Below are 11,890 nucleotides of genomic sequence, written 5' to 3'. Positions count from 1 at the left end.
TGATCCAGGAGACCGGCCAGTAGATGAAGTTGAGCACGGGTCGGTTACCCCTTACGTCGAGTGTGTGTCGAACGGATTGCCGGTTCGGTCTCACGCCGTCCTCCGGGGAGGTAGAAGCGAAGACCACGTTCAGGTACCGGGTCGTATCCCGGTTTGTGCCACGGCCCGCATTTGAGCAGACGCATGACAGTCAGTGTTCCGCCGTGCATCAGGCCGTGGGTATTGAGCGCGTCGACGGCGTACGCCGAGCAGCTGGGCTCGAAGCGGCAGGTCGGCATGCGCATCGGGGAGATCCACGATCGGTACAGCTCGATCATGAAGATCACGGCGTGGCGGGGAAACAGGCGTAGACGGCGAAGCGCAGACGGCGCGGCCGATGTTTGCTCAGAGACGGATGTTTGCCCGGAGACGGCAGAGACGTCGGTCGGGGCTTCAGTCGTAGGGGCGACGTCAGCAAGGGCATCGGTCATGTCCGCACCGCCTCGGGAACCGGTGCCGGGTCGAGAACCGCTCGCACTCGACGATGCCGGAGCGCGGTACTCAGTTGGTCGGCGAGTGTGACGCTGCTCGGCCCGGCAGCGGACGGCCGGGCGCGGACGACAACCAGCGTGTCGGCCGGAATCAGTGCCATCACATCAACGAACGCGGCTCGCAGCCGACGTGCGACGCGGTGCCGGGTGACGGCATTGCCGACGGCTTTGCTGACGATCAGCCCCAGTCTGGGACCACCGAGGGTGGCGACGTCATCTCGCGGTCCCGGCTGGTCCGTGCGGACGATCCCGGGCTGGGCGACGTGGACGATGAGGTCACGTGTGGAAACACGCGCACCGTGTTTGAGTGCGCGTGCGAAGTCGGATCCCGACGAGATCCGATGCTGTGCTGCGACCATCGAGGATCATGCCGAACCGGCGGTCGGTTCGGTGCGGGTGAATCGCGGCCCTGGGATAGCGGGAAGTAGGTGCGGCCTATTCGGCGTCCACACGGTTGCGATTCACCGGCACTTCACCGACGAACCCTGCTCTGGCGACTGCCCGGTCAAAACCCGGATCGGCGCCGGAAGCAGGGTGCCGGAGATTCGGTGATGCCGTCGGTCAAGCGGTGAGCTTTGCGCGGCCCTTGCTACGACGGCTGTTGACGATCGCACGACCGGCCCGCGTCCGCATGCGCAGACGGAATCCATGCACGCGCGAGCGACGACGGTTGTTGGGCTGGAATGTCCGCTTTCCCTTGGTCACAGCTGACTCCTTGTTTCGAGATGGTCCGGTTTCCAGATCACGGTGCCGGACTCTTGCCGGGTTGCTGACAGCGCCGTAGTCAACGGGTAAAGTCCCGCCGAGGTCCGATTCTGCCGCGCAAATCCGTTACCTGGATGACCAGTCGAGACTACTGATTCGCGATGCCCAAATCAAACGAGCGCATCGCACGCCGATGACGTCGTTCACCGGCGGCTTCTTTCCACAACTGTGGATAACCATGTGGACAACACGGCCGGTTCTCGGGCATGGTGACAGTCTCACCCACGACGCCGGCTCGTCTCATCCGGCAGGAGGACAGGTACACGTGACGTCGGACCGGGATTCGTTCAGCGAGGTGTGGCAGCGGGTCGTCGCCGAACTCAACAGCGATTCGGCGATCGGTCACGACCCGCTGACACGTCAGCAAAAGGCCTGGTTGTCGCTGGTACAGCCGCTGACACTCGTCGAGGGTTTCGCGCTCTTGGCAGTGCCGACACCGCTGGTACAGGAGCAGATCGAACGCAATTTGCGCGACACCATCAACACCGTTCTGACCCGCCATCTGGGCCATCCCGTCGACCTCGGTGTACGCATCGCGGCACCGACGGCACCGTCGCCTGTGAACAGTACCGCGGCACCCGGAACCGAGACGCTCGTCACCGATCCATCCACAGCCCGGCCGGGAAGCCCCGACTTTCCCGCCAGCACCGATCTTCCGACGGCAGCCGGCTACCGTACCGAACCCCAGCAGTACGCCGAGCCCACTCACTACTCGGCTGACGAACGCCGGCAGATCCCGCGCCCGCCCGGTACCGACTCGGAATCGGACTCGAACTGGTCTAGCTATTTCACCGGCCGCAACGCACCCGCACCGCAACCCACCAGCGCCAATCTCAACCCCAAGTACACCTTCGACACGTTCGTGATCGGCGCGTCCAACCGATTCGCACACGCCTCGGCCGTCGCGGTTGCCGAGGCTCCGGCCCGCGCTTACAACCCGCTGTTCATCTGGGGCGAGTCCGGGCTGGGCAAGACGCATCTGCTGCATGCCGCCGGCCACTACGCGCAACGGCTGTTCCCCGGTATGCGGGTCAAGTACGTCTCCACCGAGGAGTTCACCAACGACTTCATCAACTCACTGCGTGACGATCGCCGGGTCCAGTTCAAGGACCGCTATCGCGCGATCGACGTGCTGCTCGTCGACGACATCCAGTTCCTCGTCGGCCGCGAAGGTATCCAGGAGGAGTTCTTCCACACCTTCAACACACTGCACAACAACAGCAAGCAGATCGTCATCTCCTCGGACCGTCCACCCAAGCAGCTGGCGACTCTCGAGGACCGGCTGCGTACCCGGTTCGAGTGGGGTCTGATCACCGACGTCCAGCCGCCCGATCTCGAGACGCGGATCGCGATTCTGCGCAAGAAGGCGCAGATGGACACCATCGCGGTGCCCGACGACGTGCTCGAGCTGATCGCCTCGAAGATCGAACGCAACATCCGCGAGCTCGAGGGTGCGCTGATCCGGGTGACGGCGTTCGCCTCGCTCAACAACACCGAGCTCGACAAGTCGCTGGCCGAGGTGGTTCTCGAAGCCCTACTGCCCAATTCGGAGTCGTTGGAGATCAGCGCCGCGAGCATCCTGGCGATCACGGCCGAGTACTTCGACATCTCCGTCGACGAGCTGCGCGGGCCGCAGAAGACCCGCTCGATCGCCAATGCCCGGCAGATCTCGATGTATCTGTGCCGGGAGCTGACCGATCTGTCGTTGCCGAAGATCGGCGAGACGTTCGACCGGGACCACACCACGGTCATGTACGCCGAGCGCAAGATCCGCAAGCTGATGAACGAGAACCGCAAGGTCTACGACCACGTCCAGGAGCTCACGGCCCGGATCAAGCAGCGAGCCGTCTGACCTGGTAGTTCTGCCCGTCCGATACTTCTCCGGAGGCATCGGACGGCGCTTCGGGCAGCCTGGATGCCTACCCAAACACTCAACGCTTACTTGAGACTTTTCGACGAGTGGTACCGGCGTGTCGACACGGCCACGAAGACATATTTCCACTGCGTTACGAACTACTCCCAGCTGTGGACAAACCCTGGGATAACTTAGTGCGCCGTGTGCACCAACGGTGGACAGCGCACTAACAGAACCCGTAATGCACAGCACTCGCGCCGATCGTCCGCACGTAGTGCACTAAGGACTCACAGCGGCCGAACGGCTCTGACTACGACGAATGCCCAGTTATCCACAGAACTCACAGGGCCTACTACCACTATGAATCTCTATCTCGAGAAAAACTCTTAAAAGCAGCGTGTGTACACAACCGCGCCGTGGCGCGCGCATCCGGAGAGCCGGCACTTGGAACCCACCGACCCCACGAACCCAGCGAGCGTTCTACAGTGGAACTCCCCATGCCACTGGCATCGGGTGACCTCCCGACCGCACGCAACAAGATGTCCACGCATGTCCCGGCGCTCACACCAAGCGCGGCCTGCGCCGGACAGAAGGGCAGCCACGCAGCATGAAGTTCCGTGTCGCACGTGACGAGTTCGCAGAGTCGGTGACGTGGGTCGCGCGCAGCCTGCCGAGCAGGCCGCCCGTCCCCGTGCTGGGCTGTGTGGTGCTCACCGCCGGCGACATCGAACCCGGTCGCGACGGCCTGACCGTCTCCGGCTTCGACTACGAGGTGTCCGCGGAGGAGACCATCTCCGCCGAAGTCGCCGAACCCGGTCGCGTCCTGGTCTCCGGTCGGCTTCTGGCCGACATCACCAAGGCCCTGCCGCACAAGCCTGTCGATGTCAGCCTCGACGGTTCGCGCGTCGCCATCAGCTGCGGTAGTGCCAAGTTCTCCCTGCCGACCATGCCGGTCGAGGACTACCCGGAGATGCCGAAGGTTCCCGACGTCACCGGCTCCCTGCCCGCGGGCATCTTCGCCGAGGCCATCACCCAGGTCGCGGTCGCCGCGGGGCGCGATGACACCCTGCCGATGCTGACGGGTGTGCGACTGGAGATCGAGGGCAACATCGTGGTCCTGGCCGCCACCGACAGGTTCCGCCTCGCCGTGCGCGAGCTCGAGTGGCAGCCCACCACGGCCAGCGTCTCCGGTGCCGTGCTGGTTCCCGCCAAAACGCTCTCCGACAGTGCCAAGACGGCCGGTTCCGAGGGCAACGTCGAGCTGGCGTTCGGATCCGGCGGCAGTGTGGGTTCCGAGGGCATCCTCGGTATCCTCGGTCAGAACAAACGCACCACCACCCGCCTGCTCGACGCCGAGTTCCCCAAGTTCCGCCAGCTCCTGCCGGCCAGCCACACCGCGATCGCCACCATCGAGGCGGCCCCGCTGATCGAAGCCATCAAACGTGTGGCCCTCGTCGCCGAACGTGGCGCGCAGGTGCGCCTCGAGTTCAGCGTCGGTTCGGTGCTGCTCACCGCCGGCGGCGACGAGGCGGGCAAGGCCGAGGAGTCCCTCGAGGTGAACTTCCACGGCGAGCCGCTGACCATCGCCTTCAATCCCGGCTATCTGCTGGACGGACTCAGCGCAATCGGTTCTCCGAGCGTTGATTTCGGTTTCACCACCCCGAGTCGGCCCGCGGTGCTGCGACCATCGTCGGGCGAGGAGCCGGTGGCCGACGAGTCCGGTGCCTTCGTCGCCCCGGACAGCGTGTTCACCTACCTGCTGATGCCGGTTCGCCTCCCGGGCTGAGAATCCTGGCTGACCTGAAAAATCCTGGCTGACAAGGCATCCCGTGGCGTGAGGTGATTGCGTGTACGTCCGTCATCTGTCGATGCGGGATTTCCGCTCCTGGCGTTCCTTCGAGCTCGATCTCCCGCCGGAGACCACGATCTTTGTGGGACACAATGGATTCGGGAAAACCAATATCCTCGAGGCGCTGTACTACCTGACGACTCTGCGTTCACATCGGGTCAGCACCGACGCCCCGCTGGTTCATCACGGCTGTGCGTCGGCTGTGATCGCTGCGACCGTCGAGCACAACGGTCGTGAGCTCACCGCCGAACTCACCGTCAACGCCGTGGGCACCAACAAGGCACGCATCAACACCGCGCCGGCGCGCCGGCCGCGTGAGCTGATCGGGATCCTCCGGTCGGTGATGTTCGCCCCCGAGGACCTGTTGCTGGTGCGCGGCGACCCCGGAGACCGCCGGCGTTTCGTCGATGAGCTTGTCGCACAACAAGGTCCGCGCTGGGTCGCCGCCCGTGCCGACTACGACAAGGTGCTGCGTCAGCGCACGGCACTGCTCAAGACCGCAGGTGCGGTCATGCGACGTGGTGGCAGCGACGCGGCGTCGGTGATCTCCACTCTCGACGTATGGGACGGTCAGCTCGCCGATCTCGGCGCCCAGATCACCGCGGCCCGCGTCGACGTTCTCGAGGCATTGCGCCCACATGTCGTCACCGCGTACGCCGCGATCGCACCGCATTCGCGGCCGGCCGATCTGCGTTACCGGCCGGCCGCGGGCCCGCACCTGCTGCCCGTACCAGGGCAGCCTGCGGCCATCGACGAGATACGCGACCACCTGCTCGCGGGTCTGGCAGAGCTGCGCGGCAAGGAGATCGAGCGTGGGGTGTGCCTGGTCGGCCCGCACCGCGACGACATCGACGTCATCCTCGGTGACCAGGTGGCCAAGGGGTTTGCCAGCCACGGTGAATCCTGGTCTCTGGCACTGTCTTTGCGACTCGGATCGGTGGAACTGCTACGCGCCGACGGCATCGAGCCGGTCCTCATGCTCGATGACGTGTTCGCCGAACTCGACGCCGCCCGCCGACGGCATCTCGTCGAGTTCACCGCATCCGCGCAGCAGTTGCTGATCACCGCGGCCGTCGCCGATGACATTCCCGACGGTGTCGGCGGTCGTACCCTGAACATAGACACCGTCACCGACGACACCGGCCGTCATTCCCTGATCAGCACGCCCTGACGAAAGGTCACCGCAGCCATGACCGATGACACCGGCGCGCATATCCCCAAAGACAGGGGCGGCTACGAACTGGCCAGCAAAGCTCTCGAGGAGGCCCGGGCCGCCGCCCGCGCCGCGGGTAAGTCCGTCGGGCAGGGCCGGGCTTCGCCGGTACGCCGCCGACGGGTCACCGGCACCCGTCGCCGTTGGTCCGGAGCCGGCCCCGATTCCCGTGACCCGCAGCCGCTCGGCAGGCTCGCCGCGCAGATCTCCGCGGGCCGCGGCTGGCAGGCCGACCTCGGCAAAGGCATGGTCTTCGGTATGTGGGACACCATCGTCGGCCCCGACATCGCCGCGCATGCCCAGCCGACCCTGTTGCGCGACAAGGTGTTACACGTCCAAGCCGAGTCGACGGCCTGGGCCACGCAGCTACGCTACATCCAGTCCCAGGTACTCGCCAAGATTGCCGCGGGCGTCGGGCACGGGGTGGTCACGAGCCTGCGCATCACCGGCCCGAAGGCCCCGTCGTGGAAGAAGGGTCCGCGCAGCGTCCCCGGCCGCGGCCCCCGCGACACCTACGGCTGAGCAACCCAGCCGCTGGTTGCGATGACAATGTCATCTCGCGAGGTCATCTCGCGAGGTTTCGAGGCTCGGTCGCCGGTCGGCCTCGCACCTCAACCGTCGGGATGGGCCTGTGAACGATCGCTGATCCACCGACCACACCCGGTTGGGGGTAACAGCGAAAAAATCGGTCTGTGTGCAAATCAGCGCCTGCTGATGGTCGTTCCTGGGTGGATAAGCCAGTAGTATGGACCTGTTGTGCCGATCGGGTGAGGATCGGGCACGTCCGCGCGCTGAGGGGGCACCGGGTCTTCGACTGACGAAGAACGCCGTGACCTGTGCGTATGCGGTCGGCCGCCCCGTACCACCCGTGTCGACGTGGGACGAGACGAAAAGGAGTGGACGCAACTCGTGGCCGAGACCAACGACGCATCCAGTAGCAACCGCAGGCCGACCAAGAAGCCGGGGGAGTACGGCGCGGACTCCATCAACATTCTCGAGGGGCTCGAGGCTGTCCGCAAACGGCCGGGCATGTACATCGGTTCGACCGGTGAGCGCGGCCTGCACCATCTGATCTGGGAGGTCGTCGACAACTCCGTCGATGAGGCGATGGCAGGTTATGCCACCCGCGTCGACGTCACCCTGCTGGCCGATGGCGGCGTGGAGGTCGTCGACGACGGCCGCGGCATCCCCGTCGCCACCCACGCCACCGGCGTCCCCACCGTCGAGGTCGTCATGACCCAGCTGCACGCCGGCGGCAAGTTCGACTCCGACTCCTATGCGGTGTCGGGTGGTCTGCACGGCGTCGGCATCTCCGTGGTCAACGCGCTGTCGACGAAGGTCGAGCTCGAGATCAGACGAGACGGCTTCAACTGGAGTCAGACGTACCTCAATTCCGAGCCGCAAACTCTGCATCAGGGTGCGCCGACACGCAAGCGGGGCACCACCACCCGCTTCTGGCCGGACCCGGCGATCTTCACCGAGACCACCAGGTTCAACGCCGAAACGGTGGCGCGGCGCCTGCAGGAGATGGCCTTCCTCAACAAGGGCCTGACCATCACGCTCACCGACAATCGGCCACAGGCCATCGAGGCACCGGGCGACCCCAACGGTGACGGCCCGGCGCCCGGCGGCACCGAGATCGCCGAGGCGGTGCAGTCGCAGTCGGAGAAGGCCGCCGCCAAACCGAAGACCCGCACCTACTACTACGCCGATGGTCTGATCGACTACATCAAGCACATCAACAAGCGCTCCAAAACTCCGATTCACCAGTCCGTCATCGGGTTCAGCGGCAAGGGCACCGGTCACGAGGTCGAGATCGCGATGCAGTGGAACGACGGCTACTCCGAGTCGATCCACACTTTCGCCAACACCATCAACACGCATGAGGGCGGCACGCACGAAGAGGGTTTTCGCGCCGCGCTGACGTCGACGGTCAACAAGTATGCCGCCGACAAGAAGCTGATCAAGGAGAAGGACACCAAGCTCACCGGCGACGACATCCGTGAGGGTCTTGCTGCGGTGATCTCGGTGAAGGTCTCCGACCCGCAGTTCGAGGGGCAGACCAAAACCAAACTCGGCAACACTGAGGTCAAGGGTTTTGTGCAGAAGATCTGTAACGAACATCTGGCGCACTGGTTCGAGTCCAATCCCGCCGAGGCCAAGGTCATCATCAAGAAGGCCGTCGATTCGGCCCAGGCCCGCGCCGCCGCCCGTAAGGCGCGAGATCTGGTGCGCCGCAAGACCGCAACCGATATCGGCGGCCTGCCTGGCAAGCTCGCCGACTGCCGCAGCAACGATCCCACCCTGTGCGAGGTGTACATCGTGGAGGGCGACTCGGCGGGCGGCAGCGCCAAATCGGGCCGCGATTCGATGTATCAGGCGATCCTGCCGATCCGCGGCAAGATCATCAACGTCGAAAAGGCCCGCATCGACCGAGTTTTGAAGAACACCGAGGTGCAGTCGATCATCACCGCCTTCGGCACCGGCATCCACGACGAATTCGACATCGCCAAGCTGCGCTATCACAAGATCGTGCTGATGGCCGACGCCGACGTCGACGGCCAGCACATCTCAACTCTGTTGCTCACCTTGCTGTTCCGATTCATGCGCCCGCTCATCGAGCACGGCCACGTGTACCTCGCGCAGCCGCCGCTGTACAAGCTCAAGTGGCAGGGCAAGAACGCCGAACCGGAGTTCGCCTACTCCGACCGCGAACGCGACGGCCTGCTCGAGGCCGGTAAGGCGGCGGGCAAGAAGATCAACTCCGACGACGGCATCCAGCGCTACAAGGGTCTCGGCGAGATGAACGCCAAGGAACTGTGGGAGACCACCATGGACCCGGCAGTTCGCGTGCTGCGCCAGGTGACCCTCGATGACGCCGCTGCGGCCGACGAACTGTTCTCCATCCTCATGGGTGAGGACGTCGCCGCCCGCCGCAGTTTCATCGCCCGCAACGCGAAAGACGTTCGCTTCCTGGACGTGTGATGCAGCAGGTCGTAAGGCGTCATCTTGATCCCTGAGGCCGAAGCGACCAAGCCGAAGCGACCAACCTTCTTGATCCCTGAGGCCGAAGCGACCAAGGAGTGACCAACCTTTTTGATCCCTGAGGCCGAAGCGACGAAGGAGCGAGGGTCACGAAGGGTCCGGCGACCTTTCGACACCTGACGTCACCATCTCGCCCGCGACCACACGCACACAGCGAACCACCTTTCCCCACAAAGGAACCCAGACATGACAGACACCACCCTCCCACCCACCGGCGGAGGCGACCGCATCGAACCGGTCGACCTCGGCCAAGAGATGCAGAACAGCTACATCGATTACGCGATGAGCGTCATCGTCGGCCGCGCCCTGCCGGAGGTCCGCGACGGCCTCAAGCCGGTGCACCGCCGCCTGCTGTACGCCTCCTACGACGCCGGTTTCCGCCCCGACCGCGGATATGTCAAGTGCGCCAAGCCCGTTGCCGAGACGATGGGCAACTACCATCCGCACGGTGACTCGGCCATCTACGACGCCCTGGTGCGTCTGGCACAGCCGTGGTCGATGCGGTACCCGCTCATCGACGGCCAGGGCAACTTCGGTTCCCCCGGCAACGACGGCGCGGCCGCCATGCGTTATACCGAGGCCCGTCTCACCCCGCTGGCGATGGAGATGCTTCGCGACATCGACGAGGAGACAGTCGATTTCATCCCCAACTACGACGGCAAGACCCAGGAACCGACGGTCCTGCCGGCGCGAGTACCCAATCTGCTGATCAACGGTTCGGGCGGTATCGCCGTCGGTATGGCCACCAACATCCCGCCGCACAATCTCAATGAGGTTGCGGACGCGGTGTTCTGGGCTCTCGAGCATCCCGACGCCGACGACGAGACCACCCTCGCGGCGTGTATGGAATGTGTGAAGGGACCGGATTTCCCGACGCACGGCCTGATCGTCGGCAGCCAGGGCATCAAGGATGCCTACACCACCGGCCGCGGTTCGATCCGGATGCGCAGCGTCGTGGCGATCGAGGAGAACAAGGGCACCACCACCCTGGTGGTCACCGAACTGCCGTATCAGGTCAATCCCGACAACCTGATCCTGTCGATCGCCGAACAGGTCCGTGAGGGAAAACTCAAGGGCATCAGCAAGATCGAGGATCAGTCGTCGGACCGCGTGGGTATGCGGATCGTGATCACGCTGCGCCGCGACGCCGTCGCCAAGGTCGTCCTCAACAATCTTTACAAGCATTCGCAGTTGCAGACCAGCTTCGGTGCCAACATGCTGTCCATCGTCGACGGCGTGCCGCGCACCCTGCGCCTGGATCAGATGATCCGCTACTACGTCGCCCATCAGATCGACGTGATCGTGCGCCGCACCCGATACCGGTTGCGCAAGGCCGAGGAACGTGCCCACATCCTGCGTGGTCTGGTGAAAGCCCTTGACGCCCTTGATGAAGTGATCGCACTGATCCGGGCGTCGGCCAACACCGACGAGGCCCGCCGCGGCCTGATGGATCTGCTCGACATCGACGAGATCCAGGCCGATGCGATCCTGGCGATGCAGTTGCGCCGGCTGTCGGCGCTCGAGCGCCAGAAGATCATCGACGAACTCGCCGAGATCGAACGCGAGATCGCCGACCTGCAGGACATTCTGGCCAAGCCGGAACGCCAGCGCGCCATCGTGCGTGACGAACTGAAGGCCGTCGTTGAGAAGTTCGGTGACGAACGGCGCACGCAGATCATCCCCGCCGACGGCGACGTCACCGACGAGGATCTGATCGCCCGTGAGGACGTGGTGGTGACCATCACCGAGACCGGGTACGCCAAGCGCACCAAGACCGACCTGTACCGCAGCCAGCGGCGCGGCGGCAAGGGCGTGCAGGGGGCCGGACTCAAGCAGGACGACATCGTCGCACACTTCTTCGTGTGCTCCACGCATGACTGGATCCTGTTCTTCACCACCAAGGGCCGCGTGTACCGGGCCAAGGCGTACGAGCTCCCCGAGGCCAACCGCACCGCGCGCGGCCAGCATGTGGCCAACCTGCTCGCCTTCCAGCCGGAGGAGCGGATCGCCCAGGTCATCCAGATCAAGGGTTACGACGACGCGCCGTATCTGGTGTTGGCCACCCGCAACGGTTTGGTGAAGAAGTCCAAGCTCACCGACTTCGACTCCAACCGGTCCGGTGGTATCGCCGCGATCAACCTGCGTGGCGAGGACGAGCTGGTCGGTGCGCAACTGTGCAGTGCGTCGGACGACCTGCTGCTGGTGTCGTCGAAGGGGCAGTCGATCCGGTTCAACGCCGACGACGAGACGCTGCGCCCGATGGGTCGGCAGACCTCCGGTGTGCAGGGTATGCGGTTCAACGACGATGACTCGCTGCTCTCGCTCAACGTCGTGCAGGAGGACACCTTCCTGCTGGTGGCCACCTCCGGCGGCTACGCCAAGCGCACCGCGATGGACGACTATCCGGTACAGGGACGTGGCGGCAAGGGTGTGCTGACGATCGCCCATGATCGGCGCCGGGGTGAGTTGATCGGCGCGCTGATCGTCGACCTCGACACCGAGCTGTACGCGATCACCTCCGGTGGCGGCGTGATCCGTACGGCCGCCAAGCAGGTACGCAAGGCGGGCCGGCAGACCAAGGGGGTGCGCCTGATGAACATCGACGAGGGCACCACCGTCATCGCGATCGCCCG

The 11,890-nt window shown here is 64.8% G+C and carries 9 protein-coding genes; 6 read left to right on the top strand and 3 right to left on the bottom strand.

Translation table 11 applies throughout. The features are described 5' to 3' along the window. Positions 1 to 44: 44 nt before the first annotated feature. The 3 genes from yidD to rpmH all read right to left on the bottom strand — a co-directional run bounded on the left by yidD (position 45) and on the right by rpmH (position 1,235). Positions 45 to 278, bottom strand: a complete 234-nt coding sequence (yidD, locus tag Q0627_RS02420) for a membrane protein insertion efficiency factor YidD (protein WP_333716627.1) — start codon at positions 276 to 278, stop codon at positions 45 to 47. 188 nt (positions 279 to 466) lie between these two features. Next, complete coding sequence (rnpA, locus tag Q0627_RS02415) at positions 467 to 889, bottom strand: ribonuclease P protein component (RefSeq protein ID WP_291020322.1); 423 nt, start codon at positions 887 to 889, stop codon at positions 467 to 469. 202 nt (positions 890 to 1,091) lie between these two features. After that, a complete protein-coding gene (gene rpmH / locus Q0627_RS02410) occupies positions 1,092 to 1,235 on the bottom strand; it encodes a 50S ribosomal protein L34 (RefSeq protein ID WP_005187546.1) in 144 nt (47 codons plus the stop codon). Positions 1,236 to 1,560: 325 nt separating this feature from the next. On the opposite strand from rpmH, the gene dnaA reads away from it, so the two are divergent. The 6 genes from dnaA to gyrA all read left to right on the top strand — a co-directional run. Further along, positions 1,561 to 3,147 (top strand): chromosomal replication initiator protein DnaA, encoded by a 1,587-nt coding sequence (dnaA, locus tag Q0627_RS02405; RefSeq protein ID WP_298807519.1) that lies wholly within the window; start codon positions 1,561 to 1,563, stop codon positions 3,145 to 3,147. A gap of 610 nt (positions 3,148 to 3,757) precedes the next feature. Further along, a complete protein-coding gene (gene dnaN / locus Q0627_RS02400) occupies positions 3,758 to 4,936 on the top strand; it encodes a DNA polymerase III subunit beta (RefSeq protein ID WP_291020320.1) in 1,179 nt (392 codons plus the stop codon). A 61-nt stretch (positions 4,937 to 4,997) separates the two neighbouring features. Continuing rightward, positions 4,998 to 6,170: a DNA replication/repair protein RecF gene (gene recF / locus Q0627_RS02395; protein ID WP_291020318.1), complete on the top strand. Its 1,173-nt coding sequence runs from the start codon at positions 4,998 to 5,000 to the stop codon at positions 6,168 to 6,170. Between the two features lie 18 nt (positions 6,171 to 6,188). Then, on the top strand, positions 6,189 to 6,734 hold the full coding sequence (locus tag Q0627_RS02390; protein WP_291020316.1) for a DUF721 family protein: 546 nt from the start codon (positions 6,189 to 6,191) through the stop codon (positions 6,732 to 6,734). 387 nt (positions 6,735 to 7,121) lie between these two features. Beyond that, positions 7,122 to 9,197, top strand: coding sequence for a DNA topoisomerase (ATP-hydrolyzing) subunit B (gene gyrB / locus Q0627_RS02385; RefSeq protein WP_291020330.1), 2,076 nt, complete (start codon positions 7,122 to 7,124; stop codon positions 9,195 to 9,197). 246 nt (positions 9,198 to 9,443) lie between these two features. Next, positions 9,444 to 11,890, top strand: a 2,447-nt coding sequence (gene gyrA / locus Q0627_RS02380) for a DNA gyrase subunit A (RefSeq protein WP_298807509.1), incomplete at its 3' end; no start/stop codon positions are given.

The organism is uncultured Gordonia sp., assembly GCF_937858515.1.
Lineage (GTDB): Bacteria > Actinomycetota > Actinomycetes > Mycobacteriales > Mycobacteriaceae > Gordonia.
The sequence above is the reverse complement of the archived record's forward strand: the minus strand, read 5'-3'. Positions and strand labels throughout refer to the sequence as shown.

Excerpts from the sequence above, each read along its gene's own strand:
- yidD (WP_333716627.1), bottom strand. The coding sequence starts at position 278 with ATGCCGACCTGCCGCTTCGAGCCCAGCTGCTCGGCGTACGCCGTCGAC.
- rnpA (WP_291020322.1), bottom strand. The coding sequence starts at position 889 with ATGGTCGCAGCACAGCATCGGATCTCGTCGGGATCCGACTTCGCACGC.
- dnaN (WP_291020320.1), top strand. The coding sequence starts at position 3,758 with ATGAAGTTCCGTGTCGCACGTGACGAGTTCGCAGAGTCGGTGACGTGG.
- Q0627_RS02390 (WP_291020316.1), top strand. The coding sequence starts at position 6,189 with ATGACCGATGACACCGGCGCGCATATCCCCAAAGACAGGGGCGGCTAC.